The 22332-nt window shown below is 51.3% G+C and carries 14 protein-coding genes; 6 read left to right on the top strand and 8 right to left on the bottom strand.

The window, feature by feature from the left end; all coding sequences use genetic code 11:
- Nucleotides 1-143: 143 nt before the first annotated feature.
- The gene (locus tag ACO08I_RS28920) at nt 144-521 is read right to left on the bottom strand and encodes a hypothetical protein (RefSeq protein WP_421947928.1); all 378 of its coding nucleotides are present in this window, start codon (nt 519-521) and stop codon (nt 144-146) included.
- Between the two features lie 186 nt (nt 522-707).
- Here ACO08I_RS28920 and ACO08I_RS28915 point away from each other — a divergent pair, with 186 nt between their 5' ends.
- Complete coding sequence (locus tag ACO08I_RS28915) at nt 708-1793, top strand: DUF418 domain-containing protein (RefSeq protein ID WP_421947927.1); 1086 nt, start codon at nt 708-710, stop codon at nt 1791-1793.
- 76 nt (nt 1794-1869) lie between these two features.
- Here ACO08I_RS28915 and ACO08I_RS28910 read toward each other — a convergent pair whose 3' ends face one another.
- A complete protein-coding gene (locus ACO08I_RS28910) occupies nt 1870-2763 on the bottom strand; it encodes an SIMPL domain-containing protein (protein WP_282778622.1) in 894 nt (297 codons plus the stop codon).
- A gap of 178 nt (nt 2764-2941) precedes the next feature.
- Between ACO08I_RS28910 and ACO08I_RS28905 the strand changes: the two genes are divergently transcribed.
- A complete protein-coding gene (locus tag ACO08I_RS28905) occupies nt 2942-3874 on the top strand; it encodes a DUF6807 family protein (protein WP_282778624.1) in 933 nt (310 codons plus the stop codon).
- Here the strand turns inward: ACO08I_RS28905 and ACO08I_RS28900 are convergent.
- The 4 genes from ACO08I_RS28900 to ACO08I_RS28885 all read right to left on the bottom strand — a co-directional run bounded on the left by ACO08I_RS28900 (nt 3853) and on the right by ACO08I_RS28885 (nt 10685).
- Nucleotides 3853-5484 (bottom strand): hypothetical protein, encoded by a 1632-nt coding sequence (locus tag ACO08I_RS28900; protein WP_421947926.1) that lies wholly within the window; start codon nt 5482-5484, stop codon nt 3853-3855. The two genes, ACO08I_RS28905 and ACO08I_RS28900, sit on opposite strands and share 22 nt — an antisense overlap.
- A gap of 474 nt (nt 5485-5958) precedes the next feature.
- Nucleotides 5959-6501, bottom strand: coding sequence for a hypothetical protein (locus ACO08I_RS28895; protein WP_421947925.1), 543 nt, complete (start codon nt 6499-6501; stop codon nt 5959-5961).
- Between the two features lie 218 nt (nt 6502-6719).
- Nucleotides 6720-8684, bottom strand: a complete 1965-nt coding sequence (locus tag ACO08I_RS28890) for a cytochrome-c peroxidase (RefSeq protein WP_421947924.1) — start codon at nt 8682-8684, stop codon at nt 6720-6722.
- Nucleotides 8685-8792: 108 nt separating this feature from the next.
- A complete protein-coding gene (locus ACO08I_RS28885) occupies nt 8793-10685 on the bottom strand; it encodes an alkaline phosphatase PhoX (protein ID WP_421947923.1) in 1893 nt (630 codons plus the stop codon).
- Nucleotides 10686-10953: 268 nt separating this feature from the next.
- Here ACO08I_RS28885 and ACO08I_RS28880 point away from each other — a divergent pair, with 268 nt between their 5' ends.
- On the top strand, nt 10954-12678 hold the full coding sequence (locus ACO08I_RS28880; RefSeq protein WP_421947922.1) for a T9SS type A sorting domain-containing protein: 1725 nt from the start codon (nt 10954-10956) through the stop codon (nt 12676-12678).
- Nucleotides 12679-12770: 92 nt separating this feature from the next.
- On the opposite strand, the gene ACO08I_RS28875 is transcribed toward ACO08I_RS28880, so the two are convergent.
- Entirely contained in the window at nt 12771-14309 is a 1539-nt protein-coding gene (locus ACO08I_RS28875; protein WP_282774642.1) for an OmpA family protein, read from the bottom strand.
- Nucleotides 14310-14705: 396 nt separating this feature from the next.
- On the opposite strand from ACO08I_RS28875, the gene ACO08I_RS28870 reads away from it, so the two are divergent.
- Nucleotides 14706-16238, top strand: a complete 1533-nt coding sequence (locus ACO08I_RS28870; RefSeq protein ID WP_282774644.1) for a S8 family peptidase — start codon at nt 14706-14708, stop codon at nt 16236-16238.
- Between the two features lie 27 nt (nt 16239-16265).
- Here the strand turns inward: ACO08I_RS28870 and ACO08I_RS28865 are convergent, their stop codons facing one another.
- Complete coding sequence (locus ACO08I_RS28865) at nt 16266-17693, bottom strand: hypothetical protein (RefSeq protein WP_421947921.1); 1428 nt, start codon at nt 17691-17693, stop codon at nt 16266-16268.
- Nucleotides 17694-17889: 196 nt separating this feature from the next.
- Between ACO08I_RS28865 and ACO08I_RS28860 the strand changes: the two genes are divergently transcribed.
- Together ACO08I_RS28860 and ACO08I_RS28855 are read left to right on the top strand one after the other, a co-directional pair.
- Complete coding sequence (locus tag ACO08I_RS28860) at nt 17890-18996, top strand: hypothetical protein (RefSeq protein WP_421947920.1); 1107 nt, start codon at nt 17890-17892, stop codon at nt 18994-18996.
- A gap of 379 nt (nt 18997-19375) precedes the next feature.
- Nucleotides 19376-22309, top strand: a complete 2934-nt coding sequence (locus tag ACO08I_RS28855) for a M43 family zinc metalloprotease (protein ID WP_421947919.1) — start codon at nt 19376-19378, stop codon at nt 22307-22309.
- Nucleotides 22310-22332: the final 23 nt, after the last annotated feature.

Below are 22332 nucleotides of genomic sequence, written 5' to 3'. Positions count from 1 at the left end.
ATTTGTATTTAAAAAACAAAAAGCATACGCCATTACGGGAGGCACACATCTGCTAACATCACCACGGTCGGTCATGTACAGACCGGCCTACCCGTTGGGAGCGTACATGAGGAGGCGAAAATGCCTCATAGAGCGTATGGGCACTAAGCCCGTGGAGGATGGAAGACCCCGGAGGAGAGCAGTTGTGGCCGCAGCGCTGTTGCCGGCGGCAGGGGGTTAAAGGAATAGAGATCGCGCTCCACAGAAAGGACGTAGTGAGCCGGTAAAAAAGGCGACAAACCGGTACGCTGATCCTCAACGACTGGCGCTTGTTCGCCCTCCTGCTCATGGCCTATTGCCGCACTTGTAACCTCTTGCACATAGCAGCGCCCGCTGCACATGAGCTCGGGCTCAAAGCGGTTTTCGCAGAGCTCGCTGGCAATGTAGGCTTGGTTATACGACAGCCAGGCAGTCACAGCCGACAGAAACGCCACTTGCGACAGCACTAACAGTAGTAAAGGTATAGCCCACAGTTGCTTCATGCTGCAAAGATAAGGGGATTTTGTATTGCATTGCAAGAAAAGTTTTGTCGGACGGCGGGCGAAGTGGTCAGCCCTGCCGGAGTGGTGCTCAAAAATCCGGGATAACCGAGGCTTAACAAAAATTAAATACCTTTAGCTCTGGCTCTGGCATCAAATTACCACACCTCAGCGTACATTCCTATTTTAATGGCAACCAGCAACGACAGGATACTTGGCTACGATTTTGCCCGGGGTATCGCAATCATCGGGATGATCATTGTGAACTTCAAAACGGTCATGGTCGCCGAAAGCAGCGCTCCACTCTATCGGGCATTGAATCTGTTCTCCGGAAAAGCCGCCGCGCTTTTTGTGGTATTGGCCGGCATTGGCATGACCCTGATGTACGAAAGTGGCAAGCGCAAAAACAGCCCTGAAAAGCTAAGCAAGGTCAAATCAGACTTACTTAAACGGGCGCTATTCCTGTTTGTTACCGGGCTAAGCTACTACTTCATTTGGCCAGCTGACATCCTGCATTATTACGGCGTCTATATGACTATCGGGGTGCTTTTGCTTTCTGTCTCCACCCGCATCCTGCAGTGGATTTCACTGCTTATCCCATTGGGTTACATGGGCTTACTGATATTATTTGATTATGAGGCCGGCTGGGACTGGTCAACACTCGAATACCAGGACTTCTTTACTCCCTCCGGTTTTTTCAGACATCTGTTCTTCAACGGCTTTCATCCCGTTTTTCCCTGGGTAGCCTTTCTGCTGACCGGCATATGGGTAGGCAGAATAAACCTTAGAGATCAGAATAAGCGTACCCGCCTTGCGATAGCGGCATTGCTTACTTTCACCATTTTTACCGGCTTATCTGCTTTTTTGCAATCACAAACCGGCTATTTTTCGGCCCCAGAGGCAGAAGCATTAAACAGCCTGTTAGGTACCGGCCCTATGCCGCCCACTCTTTTTTATGTGTTCTCTTCGGGTGGTTTATCTGTTTTTCTAATTACCGTTTCCGTGCAGGTCTGCTTTTCGTACCCGGAGGCAGGATGGATAAGATACCTGGTCAGCACGGGTCAGCTTGCCCTCAGCAACTACTTTTTCCACGTGGTAATCGGCATGGTTGCTATTGAGCTATTATTTGGGCGGTTGGAGCAGTCCTTCTCTGTTGAATTTGCCTTTGGTTATGCTCTGGTCTTTAGTGTACTGCTCGTATGGTTCTCCCACAGGTGGCGAAAGAAGTACAAAAGAGGACCTTTGGAAGCACTTATGCGGCGCGTCACTGGTTAGCGTGTAATGGGGTCTTTGCCTCAAGGCTGACTAACTGCAGCCCCCCTGTCCTACAGGCAGTGTCTTCCGCAAGGGCTTATCTTTCCAATTCGTAAATAATCACCAATTCAAATACATATTGTATACCAACCATTGGTGAAATGTCGTCTATGATTTTGTCAAATCCAATCTCTGCATCAATTCCATCATAGTAGAATGTCCGTTCCTTTCTGGTTTCTTTTCTAATGTAATTGCCACTATAATGGGTATTCACAAGTGAGGTTTCAAACGCCTCATTATACTGCTTATATAAATTCTTGGGATAGTATACCTTGAAGGCCTCCTGAGCAATTCTGTAACGATTTCCCAATTGAACTGAACTGTTTTGAGCATATCTTTCAATCTTACTATTGATGATTTTTAGGGCTTCATCAAACAGGAACTGGTTAATTCCCTCTAATTCCCCGCTTTTGTAATCCACTTTGATGATATCATGAATGCCTTCTTCCGAACAATAATCAATGACCCTGTCTATATCGGACAGATCGGAGGTTTTGATCATCAGGTTTTTCCTAATATTGAAACCATCAAAGTACTCCTCGATTTCATTGCCTGTGATAGTGTGGTCGTACATTTTGGTCTCTGAAATGAAGTCTACATAGCAGTCATCTTTAGAAAGGCCCAGCTTTTTGACCTTTTCAATGATGGCTTCGATTTTATTATTTGTGGATTGATTGGCTTCAACTACAGTTTCTGCCGTACTGCTTACACCAATAGTAAGTATATAAAACGATGCACGCTTATTCAACAGGATGCTTGAGGATACCACTAAAGTACTGTCGGTAGAATACAGAGACCTGGTTTCTACCGGAGTCCGATTATAGTTGTTCGACTGTTTTTGGTAAACCTGATTACCCCCAATTTGAGCATTCAGGTTTAAAAACAATATGGAACTAAGAAGAAGTACTGATACTTTGATACTGCTTTTCATTTGAATATTTGGCTTTTTTGATTCGAAACTACTTGTTTTGCCTAAGAAACGAATTTCAGCGTTAAACGCTTTGGTGAGATGGTAGCCTTTCTGAAGAAAAAGACAGGAAATGACCAGAAACAGGTTACAACTGCTTACTTAACCCGTACATTGATTAACTTCCTTTAAAACTTCATTTATGAGACTCCCGATCTTGGTGATAGGGCTTACTTTCATTGGCTACCTCAACGCTCAGCCCTTCGAATTCCGGCGGGATCTGGATGCGCTGACCCTCTACTATGGCGAACAGCCCTGCTTTGCCTATCAGACCGGCACGCTGGCCTATGCCGATGCTTATCCACGGTCTAACTACCTCCACCCGGTTTATGGATTAGGCGGTGCGCTGCTTACCCAGGACTTCCCGGAAGACCATCGCCACCACCGGGGTGTTTTCTGGACCTGGCATCAGCTCTTTGCAGGTGAGGTACGGGTGGGCGACCCCTGGCTGTGCGAGGGCATCCAATGGGAAGTCAAAGTACTGGAAACCCAGGCCCGCCGTAAACGGGCAAGCATAGAGGCTATCGTTTACTGGATGGCTGGACCGGATGCACCACAGGGTGTACCGGACACGCTGGTTCGGGAGGATGTCCGCATATATATCCGGCAAAAGGGCCAGGATGTGCGCCTGCTGGACTTTGATATTCAGCTTACCGCAATGGCACCTGACATCCGCATCGGCGGCTCGGAGGATAAGAAGGGCTACGGAGGGTTTTCCGTGCGGCTTAACACCACCAACCCACTCACTTTCTCCAACGGCAACGGAATCGTAACGCCACAAACCACCGCAGTACAAGCCGGGGGATGGGTACGGGCAAGCGGCAACTTCAATGCGCTGCTGCCGGAGCAGACTTCGGTAGTGATGATGTGCGAGCCTGAGGAACTGCCCCAGTTTCAGGGCTGGATATTGCGCCAGCAAAACAGCATGCAAAACCCTGCTTTTCCGGGCGCAGCGGCCATTGAATTATCACAGCAAAAACCGCTGCGTTTTCGAAACCGGTTATTATTTCATCGGGGAGCTATGAAAGACCAAAAAGTCGACCGGCTGTACCATCAGTTTTTGCGCAAGCGGTAAATACCCAGAATTTTAGTCGCTCCGGCGTAGATTGCATGAACCTCCTCCCCACTGTAGGGCCCTTCCCGGTTTAAAGCCTGATTCAGCCCTAATCGCCAAACCCGGTAGTCCGACAGGAAGTAATCAGCCTGTGCCGGGTCTTCGGTGAGTTCGAAACGAGCCCGAAGCTCGGGGTGCAGGTATTCGTAATTCAGTGTAGCCGGATAGGATTGGTAAGCTACTTTGATGATCGGTGCGCCATCCAGTTTGGCCAGCGCTTCAAAGCCCTGTTTGTAGGAATTGCCCCAGTAATCCAGGTCATACTGCCCGAGTTGATTGCCCCAGGCCAGCGCATTGAAGAAAACGTTTTGGTGCGGATGATTCACTGCCATCCAAATCAGCAGATACCCTCCTTGCAGACTTAACCCCGCAAGCAGACCACGCCGCCACCACGCCCGGCTTGAGGCCCAGTCCCAAACCACCTTTGTACCCAGTACAGCCAGGTAGAGCAAACTGGGATACACGAAAAACAGGTGCCGCCAGCCATCATAAACCACCGATTCCAAAACGATGATCGCCAGAACCGGAGCCAGCACCAGGCCAACATTAGCCCAGTCTTTCCGGTCAGCAGCAGTAGCCCAAATCCCAATGGAGCCCTGCCGCAAATGCTGCCACGCCCGGGGCAGCAAGCTCAAGACACCGGTAAAGGAAAGCAGCAGATAAAGCAAAGGGGTGGAAATGCCGATCCATACCGGGATGTAATACCAGGGGATTTCCGGGCCGGCATAAAATTGCCCCTGAAAGAGGACTTTCCCGCCCCAGCCGTATTGGGACATAATCTCAAACGCTTCCAAAAACTGCAACTGAGGGTCAGGCCACAAAAAGGGCCAAAATACCACTATAGCCCAGTAAGCCATTGGCCCGAAGACCCCCAGCCCAATGATCCGTTTCCACCAAAGCGGGCGGGCCCCTGATTTACCCACGAGCACATCGGCGGCAAACAGGAAAACCGTCATCACCGGCATCAGCACACCGATGATCCGCATCCCGATCAGCATACCGCAAGCCAGCGCATGCAGCAGGGCCGTGCCAATGCCCGGGCGCAGCCACAACCGGAAAAGCGTCCAGGTGCTGATCACAAAAAGTGACAGAAAAGGCAGGTCTTTAGGATTGAAAAAGGAATGCGCGAAGAAGCGCGGGCTGAGTACCCAAAACGCAACGCCCAGCAGTGCCCACCTCCAGTTGGCAAAACGACGGAGCAATATCCTGAAAAAGACGACCCCGGCTCCCCAGTACAGCAGGAAAACAGCCAGGTGCCGCATCCGAAACTGCTGCCGGAAAGAAGTCAAATCCCAGGCTTCTTCCAGCCAGGCCATAGGCAGGGTAAACCATACGCCGTGGTAGCGGTACATATACTCATGTAGCTGCCGCCAGTCGTACTGTTTATCCGTCAGGTGGAACTGCTGATTGACATACTCTGCGGAAACGAACCCATGCTGCCGTTGCAGGGCTTCATCCCACGACATGCCATAGTCACCGTACAACGCCAGCCCAAGCCCAAGGTAAGCCGCAAAAAATAAGACTGGCCAGCGATAGCCCGGCACTTTCCACAACTGCTGCCATTTTTCCATGGCGTAAAATTACAAAAATGAATGTGGTGCTCGTGGAGTCTTCAACAAACTATTTGCAGCACCACTGCGCTACCTTTCAAAAGGAGAATTGAGAGGTGTGGACAACTTTTCCTTGACTGTACTTTAACGAATAGAGCAGAGGTTTTACGCCTACTAAGCAACTATACTATAGGTGAAAACCATTGGTTCCAATGACCTGGATATTAAATATAAGGCAGGCCTTATTGCCATTAATCTTCAACTTGAAAATTACCGCTCACTTCTCTTGGTGAGGCACTGCCTAACTGATATTTTAGTCCGCAAAATGATACAGACCATTTGAAATCTTCTAGTTTCTCTATATAAACAGCCCCTTCTCTCTCGAAATTCTTAATCGGAGCGCCTGTACCCCAGTACTCAACACGAACCCAATTGGGAAACTCATAGTCTAGCAGCCTGTCGGAGAGGCGCTCAATGGTCTGCGAACGGCAAATATTATTCTGCACTTCGTTGCTCATCAGTCACGTAGCTCAGGCTATGTTCCTTCTTCGTGCCTTGTTCAGAACAATATTTGCTCGCTCTCGCCGCATCAGCACATCTCCGACAGGCTGCTAGCTCGTAACTTGGAGTGTACACGTCCGAGGTTGGATAATCTATAAATGTAAAACGGAAGGATCCCCCGGTTAGGTTTGCCGGGTATACAATTAGCACATAGCCCTCATAGGTATCGGAAGTCCCAGATGAGAGATCATCATAGACATTTATACCATCCATAATCACCCCCTCTTCCAGCGTGCAAGGAGGGATGGGAGGTTCGGGGAGTGGAACCCGGAAGGAGTCCACTTCACTCTCTGCAAAAACATTTTCTTCAACAATAAATGCACGAAAGTAATAAAGTGACTCCGGAGTCAGCTCTTCTAAATACAGCCCGAATTCTCCTACTGGCTTAATATAGGAGCCCCGGACAGACCATTGGGCTTCCGCAGTAAAACTGACCGCAATTAGCATCAGCATAAAGAAAAGAAGCTTTAATCTCATTGACTTGAAAATTTTAGCACCGTCACAAAAACAACCGCTTCCTTAGAAGAGAAAGTCACGTAAATCTTAACGCAAAGTGTTGCCCATTTAAATAAAAACAATCTGAGGACCGAAGGGATTGCTTCAGAAATAAAGAAAAGACCGTTGAGTTTAATGCCTATAGCTTACTTTCTTTAAAAGTACAAAAAATATCGGAAATTTTTAGTGCCGATAATAGATTAGTAAGAACCGCCTACTTCCCGCTTATTCCATTCCCGCTGATGCTGAAAAACAGGCAGTGAATCCGGGACAGCCGTCATCCCTGTAGTATCGGTCAGCGCCTCCATAAAGGCAACCAGGTCCTGCACTTCCTGCTCGGATAGTTCCAGAGGCGTATCCGGCAGGGTTTGATACGGGACTGCTATACCCATGCCAGCACCCCCTCCCTTATTGTAGAAGTCCACGACCTCTTCCAGGCTTTGGTAAATCCCGTTGTGCATGTAGGGGGCAGTCAATGCGGCATTGCGTACGGTCACCGTTTTAAAGGAATGAAGGTAAAAAGGCGTTTGATCAATCGGCTTGTAGCTGGCAAAACGGCCAGGGTCAGGGTCTAAAGTAAGGCTGTCCGGACCATGCGCAGCGGCAGGCACTCCCAGCACTTCCGACTCGCTTTCCTGAAAGTACGGAGGCACGGTTCCGTTGAATGCTGGTGCAAAATGGCAGGTGCCGCAGTTGGCTTTGCCCATGAAAAGGTCAAACCCACGCTCCACTTCCGCTGCGATGGCTTCCCGCTCCCCCCGAACATACTGATCAAAGGGGCTATTGAAGGACCGCAAATCGGCAACATAACAAGCCAGGGCATTGGAAATGGACCACTTTGAAATCTGATACTGCGGATGCTCCGGGTAGGCACTGGCAAAAAGCGAGCGATAGGCCCCGCTTTGCTTAAGCTTGTCTACGATTTCCAGGAAGTCAGTATTGAATTCCTTTTCGTCCCGCACCACATGCTTGACCTGACGTTCCAGGTTCGGCTCCCGCAGATCGTAGAAATAATGTTCGGCGTAGACGCTGTTGATCAAAGTTGGGGCATTGCGCTGAATGTTGCCTTCGCCATTGAGGGCCATGCTCCGGGGCAGCCCATCGGTAAAGGCTTTGTCCGGATGATGGCAGGAGGCACAGGAACGCTCGTTATTCGCAGAAAGGATGGGGTCGTAGAACAGCATCCGCCCAAGGGCTATGCGTTCCTCACTTTGAGCCGCATCACTCAGATTAGTGTAATAACTGGGGTTTAGAAATTCATCTGAGAAGAGGTTATCTGCTTCGTAATTCCAGGCCTGCGGACGATCGGTAATTTCGTTGAGGAGTTCTACCTCCAGGGCCTTTTGTGCTTCCAGGGAAAGCTTTAGCAGTGGGTTTAGGTGTTTTTTTAGAAATTGTAGCCGGCGGAAGTCATTGAAATCAGCAGGCTGAGACAAGGCTGCGATAGCCGATCCGAGCTCCATGCGGCAGTCGGTGGCCAGTTGAGCATCAATCTGCTCCAGAAGTGGGAAATAAGCCATCAGCGCCTTTGCTGCGCCCTCCAGAGACTGCCTGGCTTCCGGCAGGGCTGCCCCTGAGCCCGGCGTGTCAAATCCGGTCAGCCCCAAGGTAAAGATGCGGACTAACTGATAGCGAAAAGCTTCAAAAACAAAGCGGTGTTGCAGCACTACGCCTTCCTGAAAGGCTTTCACTTTGCTAAAATCCTTATTGAACTGGCGGACCAGGCGCAGGATCTCTTCCTGCTCCGCTTTCGGGTCTTCGCCGTAGACCAGTTCATCCAGCACCTGCAGCCCTACCGGTTCGATAATGCGGACTTCCGGCACCTTCGGCTCCACACTTAGCAGCGGCGGGCCGTTAAGGTACTTTTTGACGGCTTCCCGGTCATTGTATTCCAGTAAAAACTCAAGAGACTTGTAGGCAAGCCGGGTCTGGGAATGTACTTTTTGAAGCGCTTCAGCGCTGGCTTCCCCCCGCACGAAAGCATTCGCAGTGGCCTCATACGCCGCCGCGGTCTGGTCCAGTTCGGCAAGAGCGGTTTGGAATTCAGCACGTACATTGCGCAGTGCCTCAGCAGCAGTGTATGCCTTTGGGGGCACAAAGCTGATGAAGTGGGTGGCCATCAGCAGAAGGGTAAGGTAGAGCAAGCCGGTAAGTGTCGCTTTCATGGTCTGAAATGGTTGGTGTATTGTGGTACTAATGCAAAACCTGCAAAGGCGGCATACCCGAATTTTCGGGCATGCCACCTCTGAGGATTAAAAGGGAGAGATCAATAATTACTTAACGATCAGCTTCTTCGTTTCACCCGCTGCAGTTTGCAGGAAGTACATGCCCGCAGGCAGGTTGGAAACGTCAATCTGATTGGTGTTGCGGAATACCTTCAGGCGCTGGCCTTCTGCGTTGTACACCGCAAGGTCAGTCATTTCGCTCAGGTATACTGTACGCGTGGTTGGGTTCGGGAAGATCTGCAGCTGGCTGGCAGACTCAAACTGAGGCTCCTCCAGGCTTGTAACCGTTACCTCATCAAAACCATGGATCGCGAAAGTCAGCGAGTGGTTGAATGGGAATGGGTTGTTAGAGTTCGGGTGCTGAGAGTTCACCAGCAGCGACTTGCCGTCAGGCGTAGGCATGGCACCAGTAATTTCTGCACCACGTGGCACAGCTGTGATACGGATCAGGTCGTCAACAGTTGGTTGCTCGATGCTAAGATCAAGCAGCCACAGTTCACAGGTGCGGTTGCTAATACCTGCAGGCATACGGCCGTAGGAAGAACCGTTGAGGTCTTCGCAGATCACCAGGAATGGCTGGCCGTCAATCATCATGACGTTCAGGCCATCAGGGTTAGACAGGTGCTTGGTGAAGTAGTCCGCTTCAGCCGGGCTGGTTTCTTCGTCCCAGTCCGGTCCGCCTTCCAGGAATACGTAGTTGGAATCGATAGCGGGGTCATAAACCCATACGCGGCCGTAGTAGTCAGGATACTCAGAAGAGTTAGGGCTGTCGATGCCCTTCTCAATGGCACGGTTGATGTGATAGGGGTCGTGCACAGCACCTGCTGCGTTTTCGTCAGCCCAGCGAGAACCCGGACGGTCACGGCCTGTTTCAGTCCAGTAGATTTTACCGCTGGTTGCATCGATAGCCACCCACTCCACGCGGTTGTACATCGTACCGCCGAGTTCAACAGCCTGATCAGCAAAGTTCAGCATTTTCTCAGGGTCGGTGTTGTCTACTTCGAGCCACTTTTCGGGCGCATCGTGCTTGTAAATGTAAGTCTTGCCTTTTGTGAAGTCACCTGGCTCATCAGCTACGAACTTCGCCCAGAAAGCAGGCGTTGCATCCACACCGAGGTAAACCGTCTGATTGTCAGCAGCAACTACGCCACCTTCAAAGCCCTGACGGCCCCAGTTGTACTGCTTGCGTACAGCCTTCGCCTGACGTGGGTCGATTTCAACCATCCAGTTGAAGTTCTCGTACTTAGGTACTTCCAGCCCATCGAAACCTTCAATGTCAGAAGAGATCAGATAAGTCGAGGTGTCACGTACACCCTGGTTTTCTGCACCGCCCGGAGACTTAGGAAAGCCGCCAGAGCTCGCAGGAGCAGAGAACCCACCGTTGTAGATAGAGCTGTTATTGCTACGGAACCACTCCTCAGCGGTCCAGATACGGCCATCAACGATAGAGCTGATGCCACCGCAGTTCATGCCGGTTTCACCAACCGTGTTAACGAAGTCTACGTTGAAAAATTCACCTTTACGGCCGTCTTCCAGTTCCTGCTCCACTACTTCCAGCTGACCGGAAACCTGGTCGCGCTCAACACGGAATACCGTCATGCCACCACCGTCACCGATGCGGTTGTCCTGGTAGATCATCTCGTGGTTGACAGAAACCCAACCCAGTGATTCACCAGTCTCGTCCGGCGTAAAGCCGATAAAGTCGTGCCACTCCTTGGCGTAAGCCACACCCGCTTCGTAACCGTAAGTAGGCGTAGTTTGTACCAGATCAACACCGCCCACAAAAAGGACTTGCAGAGAGAGTGGAGAAGGAGGCATCAGAAGGTCGTCAATAACGTAACCTTCCGGGATTTCAATTTCTTCAGAAAAGATGGTTTCCTGAGCACTGACAAAGAGTGCGCACATGCTGCTGAGCAACATAGAAAGTACTACTTTCTTCATGTTTGAAAAAGATTTAGTGATCGAAATTTGGCTTAATGGCAGCAAAGATCACTTTGAGGTGTTAAGTGCAGGTCAAATCCAGGTAAGGCTTTTATTATCATATTGTAAACTCAATGTGAGCTCCTCTGGCTTGCATATTTTATTTGGATTCATGTTAGAAATCGTAGGATAAACCAGAGATGGTTTATAACAAAGCGGTGTATTCTTTTTGATTTTTTTTAATTTGTGGGAATTAATATTAGCATTCAATCACCAAATCGTCTATCTAATGCGAAAAAATCTACATTTACTACTGATCCTGTTAGCATTTATGGCCTTCAGTATTCCAGCATTTGCCCAACCGGTAAATGATGAATGCGAAAATGCCATTCCAATCAGCAGCGGCACCCACGATTTCACAACCGTTGATGCCACAACAGGCGACTCAGGTGCATATCCTGCTACTTGCCCTGCTGGTGGAGGCAGCACTTCTGATTCGCTCTACAACGATGTCTGGTTTATTTACACCGCCGACTTTACCGGGCTGGCCGAATTTAATAATTGCGGCACAGCAAACTATGATGCCAATGTTGCCATATATGCAGGAACTTCCTGCCCCCCTTCTCCCGATGATGTAATTGCCTGCAATGAAGATGGCGTAACTCCGGATGGAGAGCCATGCTCAGATTTAGGGTCGACAGTAACATGGGAAGTGGAAGAAGGCTCGGTTTACATCATCCAAATCGGCGGCTGGGGCTCAGAAAGCCCGGGGCCGGAAGGCACAGGCACCTTCACCATTGAAGAAACCATGCCCGTCACTGGCCCGCCCAACGATGAGTGCGAAAACGCCACACCGCTTGACCTGGGCCCACAAGACTCCATCGTGCTTCAGTTCAATACCGTGGAGGCTTCAACAGGGCTCCCTCGGCACGAGGTCCCTCAATCCTGCTTTGAGCCAGGCGAAGAATTTGTATACAACGACATTTGGTACTCCTGGACAGCAACGTATACCGGTGGGCTTGAGTTTTCCACCTGCGGTACCGCAACCTTTGATTCCCGCCTTGCCGTCTACCAGTCCACTACCTGCCCTCCGGATACCAGCACCCTGGTCGGCTGTGGCGACGATGAGAATGCCGATAGTGGCGCTCCCTGTGGAGGCTTCACTTCCCGTGCCTTATTCAACGTGGAGCAGGGACAAAGCTACCTGTTCCGACTGGGCGGCTGGTCTTCTGGTGACCGAGGTGCCGGTTCAGTGCTCATCAAGCGGATCGAGCCCGTTGTACCGCCTGCGAACGACGATTGCGCCAATGCCCTGAATGCCTTTGTAATCTCTCAGGAACAAGCCGACAACTTTGATTTCATCTTTGAGGGCACCAATAAACTCTCTACCGGTCAGCCACAGTTTGCAACACCCATTTGCAATAACGATGGCGACTTCCGCGATGTATGGTATACCTTTAATTCGGGTGAAAATACGGAGCTGACGCTGCGCTTCAATAAGACCACTACAAACGCCGAGTTTATCATCGACCTGTTCGAGACGTGCGGTATACAGGCTGACCCATTAGACGGTCCCTACTTCTGCATCGAAACCGAGGATTTCGATAATACCTTCCTCGAAGTGCCTTTGGAAAACTTCCCGGGCGAGCCTACAGAATACCTTATTCGCGTTTCCACCCGTTTGACCGGAGGCGACCTGCCCGGTGACTTCTGGTTTCAGCTGGTCGGCACGCCATTTTCCAGCCTGGAGGCATTGCAACTGGGGGCGTTCCGGTTCTTCCCTAATCCGGTGCGCAACGCGGCAACGATGAGCTTCAAAGCTCAGGAAAGCCTGAACCTGCAAGCCGAGATTACGAATTCGCTCGGGCAGACCATTCAGCGCCTGAACTTTGGCCAGATCCCGTCCGGTGACCATACCTTTGATGTCCCAACGGAAGGCCTGCAGCCGGGTATTTACTTCCTGCGCCTTTTTGCCGACGGCGCGCAAAAGACAGTACGCTTTATAAAGCAATAATTTTTTGACCTCCCTTTAGGCAATATAAAAACGGGCTGCTACCTATCAGGTAACAGCCCGTTTCCTTGTTTAATCAGGCCAATGAAGCCCTGTTACTCAATATAAAGATTAAACTCTACCCGACGGTTCAGCGTGCGTCCGGACCGGGTATCATTCGTGGCAATTGGCTGTTCTTCACCAAAGCCCTGGAAGGAAATCCGTTTTGGCGAAATCCCCTCACTGACCAGGTAAGCGTAGCAGGCACGTGCGCGGTCTTCAGATAGTATCTTGTTGTTTTCGGCATCACCTACATTATCGGTATGGCCATTGATGGCAAGAGCATAGCCCGGGTAGCGCTGCATAATTTTCACAATCTGATCCAGCACTTCTTTAGACTCCTCCTTGAGGCGGGCCTTGCCGGTTTCGAACTGCACAGCGCGCATAGCGAAGCTCAGCACCTCCTGCTCCTCCTTATTGAGCTCAGGGCAGCCTTTATTTTCAGCAGTGCCCGCTTGGTTAATACAAGCATCTTTGCCATCGTGTACGCCATCGCCATCTGTATCCGGGCAGCCTTCCATATCACCGGCATCATCCGGGCACCGGTCCCGGGCATCGCCCACACCATCACCATCGCGGTCCGGGCAACCATTCGCAGCCTGTGTGCCGGGCTCATCCGGGCATTCGTCCAGACTATCAGCCACGCCATCATTGTCCCGGTCTTTGAACGGACAGCCGTTATTCGCAGCAGTACCAGCCTGATCCGGGCATTGGTCCTTAGCATCTGCCACCCCATCGCCATCGCGGTCCGGACAACCATTAGCAGAAGCTGTTCCTTTCACTTGCGGACAATCATCGTCCGCATCCGTGATACCATCCTGATCTGAATCCGGGCAGCCCATAAGGCTTGACAGCCCTGCCACTTCGGGGCATTTGTCCTCATCGTCCATGACACCATCATCATCTGTATCAGGGCAGCCTTTGAAGCGCTTTTTGCCAGGGCGGGCGGGGCATTTGTCCTCAATATCCGCCACGCCGTCCAGGTCCGTATCCGGACAGCCATCAGTTTCCGGGCTTCCGGCATCCCGCGGGCATTTATCCAGGTTGTCTACAACCCCGTCTCCATCGGCATCCATACGGCCCAGCTTATGCAAATAGCCCACGCCAAGCTGAATATTATTTCGGTTCTCCTCCTGTGAAATCCGGTATTCGCCCTGCAAATTGATGTAGGAACGTGTGCCGACTTTAAAATTGAAGCCAGCCCCGACCGGAATCTGAACATTGCTGCCCAGCTCCTCCTCCAGGGTAATACCGCCGCCGCCCATCAGATAAGGCGTAATGAAAGCGGTGTCTGATTTTCTGTACTGCAATTGCAGCACGCCATCGATACTGAAGAAGGTGCGGTTGTTGAGATCGTTGTCCACATCAATCACCCCTACTTTGACCGGCGCGGCGAAGTTTAGCCAGGGGAGCAACTCCCTGATGTAGGTCAGCTCCAGCCCATTGGTGATGTTTTGGTCTTCAACGTCATTGGGTGTCCCGTAGTCCAGGAACAGCACTTTGGCCGAAAAGGCGTTTTTGTTGGGGTCAGTCTGCGCCTGCAGCTGTAAAGATGCTGCAAAGAGCAGAGCCAGGCAGAACAATACTTTTCTCATACTTAAATGGTGTTTGGAATTAGTTTTTAAGACTTATGATGTTGCCCAAAGTCACAGGGCGTTTGCTTGAATGTTTTTGATGTTTACGCAAGCCTTTTGGTAAGTGTTGCAATTTTGCACAAAATAAGTGACAGGGTGAGCATCTGCTAACTTGGCTAAAGATTTTTTTCTTTTGCTTTGCCCAACAAATTTTTATCACTATTTTTCCGCTGAAAAAGAATGAAAGTTCAGCCCTGACCAAGCTACCTCACTTTTATTTTTCATCAGCCACCCGGCTCGTCGGATAGTAACTTCCAAAATTTCCTGAACAAACCTACTCGGTTAAGCTCTGCTTATCCGTTTAGCTTTATTTATAGCAACGAATATCCATTACTAACCAAACTATCTACGATTCCTATGAAATTTAGCAACCTATTACTGCTGGCGCTTGTCGCTTTCGCATTGATGACTTGTTCCAAAACGGAGCTCGCAACGCCTGAGAAGGCCCATCAGAATGACCCGATGACCAAAGCCGAAATGGATCAGATCATCGAGGAGACCTTGCTCGCCACTAATACCGTTTACTACTGGAAAGATGCTACAGACCGCATGATCTGGAGTGCTTCTGTCCGATCAGACTCCGTTATGTCGCTCGGGTATCAGCCCGCAGGATTTGAGCGTATCGAGGAACGCATCCATGAAATTGATCTCGCATCGGAAGAATGGTCGGCGGTCAAAGATCAGCTCATCACATTTGTAGTCGAAGCAACAAACGCTGCCTACCCTGATCTGAACGCCAAAGCCGAAGACCTTTTCCTCAACCTTGACGAAGCGTACCTGCCCACACTTGATGTGCGCATTTTCAACCAGGAAATCATCGAAAAGCTTCGTCAGATGCCGGAAGTGCGCTACATCGAGCCAATGAGCTACACCATGGGTGAGATTGACCGGCGCAGCGACAGTGGCTGTGGGTACAGCCCGGCCAGCAACCTCCCCTCTGCTGACTTTACCACCGTATCACCTAATGCCAAAGTGCCCTGGAATTTCAGTCATCCGAGTATGAACGTACCCGGCGCATGGTCGACCAGCACTGGTTCCGGGATTAAGGTAGCGCTCATCGATACCGGCACTTCCCCCAATCAGAGCAAGCTGGGGAATGAGTTCAACTCCGGCTTCTCCTCCGGGCGCAGCCTGGAACGGCTGGGCACGCATGTCAGTGGCTGGTGGTGGTGGGCTTCCAATGATGGCCCCAATGATGCCTGCGGGCACGGCACCCAAATGGCAGGCCTCATCGCAGCACCCCGCAGTACCACCGGCTCCACACTCGGTGCCGCTTACAACTGCAACCTGAAAGCCTTCCGGGCAACTACTGATGTGATCATCAACTCAGGCAGTGAAAAGGATGGCGTCCGGGATGCGCTTGTGATCTCCGGCAACGACAGTGCCGTAAAGATCATTAGCATGTCCATCGGCGATGTATTCTACAGCAGCACCGTTGCGGATGGTATCTTTTACGCCTTCAACCGGGGCAAACTGATGTTTGCTGCAGCTGGCACCTCCCTGAGCTGGACGAGCTGGTGGGGCGTGATCTTCCCGGCTAATATGGCTCAGACCGTAGCCGTTACCGGTATCCGGGACAATATGAATCAGCGGTGCCATACCTGCCATGAAGGGCCGGAGGTGGACTTTGTGGCGGTGATGCAGCGTGCGTCCAACACCAGCCGTACTTCACTCACTCTGGCTATGAGTGGCAGTCAGCCGGCCTATGTCGGCGGGTCTTCAGCCGCTACAGCAACAACGGCTGGTATTGCGGCCCTGGTTTGGGCTACCAACCCGAACCAAAGCAGGAGCCAGGTGATGCAGCGCCTGATGAATGCTTCCTCCAACTACCCTGCACGGGACGGCAACTTTGGCTGGGGCACCATTAATGCTGCCCAGGCAGTGCAATAACTTGATCTTTTGGAAAGCTCCGGGGCGCTACCGCTCCGGAGCTTTTCCTGTTTTTTGCTGCCAGGCTTTGAGGAGCCACGCCCGATCGGTGAGCAGCTCGGTACCGGCAATCCGTTTTTCCAGCCCTTCCAGCTTCCTGCCCTCCCGGCGTACTAATTGATAAAGCAGGTCACAGAAATTCAGGAAAGTCTCCTTAATAGCGCTGGATACCTGCTTGTTACGCTTGAGGAAAATAGTGAAGGCAGCAATGAGCGAAAGCAGAGCCTCCTCTTCGTCCTGCTCATAATAAATTTTGGCCAGCATGGTACGCGCTCCGAGGTAGTAGTTGAGGTCGGAATAAGCCACCTGCATCAAATGCTCCTGAGCTTTTTCGTAGGATTTGGTGTAATAATAAAGTTCCGCGTAGTTGTAGTGCAGCGCATTCTCCTGAAAGGCTTCCGGCAGCAGTTTTCCTTTTTGTGCTATAAATTGCTCGATCCACTGATACCGCTTCAGGCGAAGTGCCAGTTTGACTACATTCGTAAAGGTCCAGGGCGAAAGGTTTTCCTGCTCCATTAGAATGCGGCGCTCAATACCTTTCGTATAAAGCGAAAGAGCCTCCTCTACGTAGCGCTCCTGCCCCTGTCTGATTTTACGGGCACAGTAATTGATCGCCATAAAATAGATTTCCCGAAGGCGGTCGGTAGGAACCGCTTTAGAAATCGTGTCAAGCTCTCCCAGCAACGCATCAAAATGGTATTCCTGGCCTTCATCGGAGAGTGCCCTGAAAATATCCACATATAACTTTAGCAATGGCAGCCCGAAGTAATCCTGGCCTTTAATATATTCCAGCCATTCCGGCGTAATATTGACGTTGTAGGCACCCTGAAGAATCGCCTGCCGGTCGAGCATCGCACAGGCGTATTTCATTTTTTCCAGAAAGTAATACCGGTCCAGCGCATCGGCAGCATCCTGCAAATCCTCATTGAAACGGCGCAGGCGCTGCCGCTGAAAATGCCGCTCTCTCGTGTCCGCCCATTCCTGCCGGTGCCTGAAATGAGCAGCATCAGGGGCTTCCACACCATTAAGCAGCTGTTGTAGCTTTCGGTCCTGCTGCCGGTAGTGTTTCTCCAGTTCCCGCTCTGATAGGGTTTCCATGAGTACAACAAGATTGTGTTCCTCCTGTACAGCCTGCCGCTGCACCAGCCAGAATTGCTCCAGCAGCTTGTTCAACCAGCTCAGGTGATAACGAAGCTGTTTGTCATTGTAAGGCTCATCCGGGAAAATGGCCTGAAAGACCTGCTCCTTCCCGATACCTTCACCGGAAAAAGCTGGTGCGAAGGTCAACAGATGGTCCAGTAAGTCCAGCAGGACTACTCTTTTGTTGTAATATGGAGAAGCAACAAAATCCCGAAAAGCGGCTGTTTCTTCCGGCTTAAGCTTCTTTAATGCAATGATTACCTTGTTTTTCTGCATTCCGTCCAGTCTCTTTTTTTGACAAAATACAAAAACAGATAACTTCTTCCTCTATATCTTTTAACAATAACGGTAATTTCACACACCAATGCAAAGCAAATCACAGAACCAACATTGACAAATTCCTATTTTTGTAATTGACCCAATGGTAAATTGCCCCTAAGTTTGCAGTATAAGGAATAAATAAACAGCTTACATGAAATATCAAGTCCCTCTGATCGCGCTATTTTTTGCCACTTACTTTTCTACCCTGACGGCCCAGGAAATGTGGCCGGGCGATGCGAACAACAACGGTGTGGTGAATGCCGTGGATGTACTTTACATCGGCATTGCCCATGGTGCTTTAGGCCCCGAACGAGACGATGCCACCACCAACTGGGAAGCTCAGCCCTTTGAACTTTGGGGGCAAACTTTTGCAGATGGCACCGATTACGGGTACGCAGATGCGGATGGAGACGGTGAGATTGAAGATGATGATATCACCAACGCACTCATCCCTAACTTTGGCCTTTCCCAGCCATCCACCACGGCTGATGGCTATTCCAACGCTGCACCGGGTATCGGTGCCCCCGAAGTCACGTTGACGCCAAGTGCCACACTTGTAGAAGCCGGAGCTACCATTAATATTGGCCTTAGCCTCGGTAATTTGAGCCAGCCCCTGGAAAACTTTTATGGCATTGCCCTTGCCATGAGCTACGATGATGATTTAGTAGAGCCCACCACTGGTTTTGAATATGACGACCTGGATAACTCCTGGATCAATGCAGATGGCGCTGAGATAGAGGATGTCTTCTATAAGGACGAATTGGAGGGCCGCTCAGAACTCGCGCTGACACGCATTAATCAGACGACCATTAGCGGCAGCGGACAGGTGGCTGAGTTTAGCATTATTATCGAAGATATTATAGTCGGGCTAACCGTAGACACCTTCCGCCTGCGCATAGACAGCGTGCTGCTCATCGACAATAATTTTAAGCGCATCCCTGCGGTCCCGGATACGGCTACCATCATCATTGCAGATGATACAACGAAATTAAGCGGTACCCGTGAATTATCAACACTCCCGGCCCGGGTGTTCCCCAACCCGGCAAGCGGACAGTGCTACCTTAAACTCCCTCATTCGCTCAGCTTCCTGAAACTGGTGGATGCCTATGGCCATGTGATTTGGCAAGCCCCTCCTACCCTCCTGGAGCATACCACAGCGCCCCGCCCTATCCCCTTACATGGGCTTCCTCCCGGCATTTATCAGGTACAGGGCGGAAACAGCAGCGGGGTCTTTTCCAGGAAATTGATTGTGCAGTAATGGGCTTAAATCAGATAAAATGAATGTTAAAGGAGTACCTGAACAGAGGTGCTCCTTTTTGTTTTGCAGGCTCGAACAATCGACTCCTTCGCGCAAAATGGCTCTCTGGTGCCGATGATCCTTAACAGCTCTACCTCGCTCGTAATCCGTAAACATCAGCCCGATCAGTCCCTCTTACGCCTCGTAAATCCTATCTGCCAACAAGGATTTATATCAAATATTTTTTGGAAGAAATTAAAAATCTAAACCAAATAATTTATTAGCTTAGCCATCTCATCAAAGTTTTTATTCCAGACTAGACAGCACTCACCCCGGTAAAAAGCAACACAACGTCGTTGTGGCGAACTTTTTATTCTCATTACCAAAACATTGAATTAGTATGAAAAAAACCTTGAACACCCTTCTTGTTCTATTGCTGTTGGGCCTGACAGGCAGCCTCTGGGCGCAGCGCAACTGTGGCAGTATGGACTACCTGCAGCATCAGCATGATATGCACCCTGAGCGCGAACAACGGCTCAAGGAAATTGAACAGCATACTGCCCGGATTCTGGAAAACGCCTCACGCTCGGTGACAGGCACCATTACCATCCCCGTAGTGGTACATGTGGTGTACAACAACGCCACTGAGAACATCAGCGCGGCTCAGGTGCAAAGCCAGATTGATATTCTGAATGAAGACTTCCGCCGCCTGAATGCGGATGCAGTCAACACGCCTTCTGTATTTCAGGGCGTAGCAGCCGATGTGGAAATTGAGTTTTGCCTGGCTACCGTTGACCCGCAGGGCAACCCAACCGATGGCATTACACGCACCCCAACCAGTGTCACTGCTTTCGGCACTAATGACGAGGTGAAGTTTAACTCCAGTGGTGGCAAAGACGCCTGGCCTGCCAGTGACTACATGAACTTTTGGGTTTGTGATATCAGCGGCGGCATTCTGGGCTATGCGCAGTTCCCCGGTGGCCCTGCCAGTACAGATGGGGTGGTTGTAGACTACCAGTACTTCGGGGATATTGGCACCGCTACCGCTCCTTTCGATAAGGGCCGGACCGGTACGCACGAGGTGGGGCACTACCTCAATCTTCGCCACATCTGGGGTGATGGCAACTGCAACGCGGACGACTTCGTCAGTGATACGCCACGGGCTGGCGGGCCAAACTACACGGGTTCGCCTTGTAATTTCCCCGGCAGCAACTCCTGTAATGAAGGGACCGGTGACCTCCCTGACATGTTCCAAAACTACATGGACTATTCCGATGACGGTTGTATGAACCTCTTCACGCAAGGCCAGACTGCACGTATGCGGGCCTTGTTTGAGCCCGGTGGCGCCCGTGCCAGCCTGCTGAACTCCACAGCCTGCGGCACCCCCGTTACGCCTACCTGCAATGATGGTATCCAAAACGGGGACGAGACCGGCGTGGACTGCGGCGGTTCCAGCTGCGCCCCCTGCCCCTGTAATGACCCCAACCTGACCCTGACCATCACGCTCGACAACTATCCTGCGGAAACTTCCTGGACCGTCACCGATGCCGGTGGCGCTACGGTAGCTTCCGGTGGCACCTACGGTGGGCAAGCCAACGGCTCTACTGTTACCGAGAACATCAGCCTGGGCACAGGAGACTATACCTTCACTATTAATGATAGCTTCGGGGACGGTATTTGCTGTGCATATGGCAATGGTTCTTATAGCCTTACCGATGGTACCGGTGCGGTGATCGCTTCCGGCGGTAGCTTCGGCTCCAGCGAAAGCACCAGTTTCTGCACCGGCGGCCCTACGCCAACTTGTAATGATGGCATCCAAAACGGTGACGAGACCGGCGTAGACTGCGGCGGTACCAACTGCCCGGCTTGCCCTACCTGTAATGACGGCATCCAAAATGGCAACGAAACCGGTGTGGATTGCGGTGGCCCGGACTGTGCAGCCTGCCCGACCTGCAACGATGGTATTCAAAACGGCAACGAAACTGGAATAGACTGCGGCGGGCCGGACTGTGCCCCCTGCGCTACCTGCAACGATGGTATCCAAAATGGCAGCGAAACCGGTGTAGACTGCGGTGGTCCGGACTGTGCACCTTGCAATACCTCCTGCAGTAACGGCAACAACTTCACCCTGACCATCGTACTCGACAACTATCCCGGTGAAACCACCTGGACCGTGACTGATGGTGGTACTACCGTAGCTTCGGGCGGCCCCTATGGTTCACAGCCCAATGGCTCTACCGTTACGGAAACGTTCAGCCTCTCGGGTGGCGATTATACCTTTACCATCTTTGATTCTTACGGTGACGGTATCTGCTGTGCTTACGGCAGTGGCTCCTACAACCTGAGCGATGAACTGGGTAACACCCTGGCCTCCGGTGGTGCTTTTGCGTCTTCCGAAAGCACCAACTTCTGCGCAGGCGATGGCGGTACTGCCCCAACCTGCAATGATGGCATTCAAAACGGTGATGAGACTGGCGTAGACTGCGGCGGCTCCAGTTGTGCACCATGCGGAGGCGGTGGCGGTTGCACCTACCTCACGCTCAACAGCGAAGGCTTTGAGTCCGGTTTTGGTATCTGGAATGATGGCGGCAGCGATTGCTACCGCAGCAACAACAACCCCAATACCGGGTCTGTTAGCCTGGCTCTGCGGGACAACTCCAGTACCTCCGTGCTCACCACAGATAACCTGGACCTGACCGCTTACAGCGAACTCACAGTCGATTTCAGCTACTTCCCGGTCAGTATGGACAACGCTAACGAAGACTTCTGGCTACAGATATCTACCAATGGCGGCAGCACCTACACCACCATCGAAGAGTGGAATCTGGGCGATGAGTTCCAGAACAATCAGCGCTACTTCGATGCGGTGGTCATCTCTGGCCCGTTCACCAGCAACACCCGCCTCCGTTTCCGTTGTGATGCCTCCGGCAATTCTGATTGGGTTTACCTGGATGACATCGTGATCAGCGGTTGCCAAAGTGGTGCCCGCACAGCTAATCCTGTACTTACCGCTGACTATGTGAAGCCATCGGTTGAACAAAGCACCTTCCGTGGCCCGCAGGCACAAGCTGTACCACAAATTGCTGATATCAACCTCTTCCCGAACCCGACCAACGGCGACCTCAAGCTGTCCTTCACCCTGCCTGAAGCAGGCCCGGTACAGTTGATGGTGACCGGCACAGACGGACGGGTGATCAGTCAGCAGCAGTGGCTGGGACAGGTAGGCACCTCCGTACATGAAATGGACGCTTCCACACTCGCCCCCGGCGTTTACTTCCTGCACCTGAGCGCTAATCAGGAGCATATCGTCCGCCGCTTTGTGGTAGTGCGGTAAACAAAACAGGCTAAACAATAAGC

It is taken from the genome of Phaeodactylibacter xiamenensis (genome assembly GCF_965229835.1).
In the GTDB taxonomy this organism is placed as follows: Bacteria; Bacteroidota; Bacteroidia; order Chitinophagales; family Saprospiraceae; genus Phaeodactylibacter; species Phaeodactylibacter xiamenensis.
This window is presented reverse-complemented; position numbering and strand designations above follow the sequence as displayed.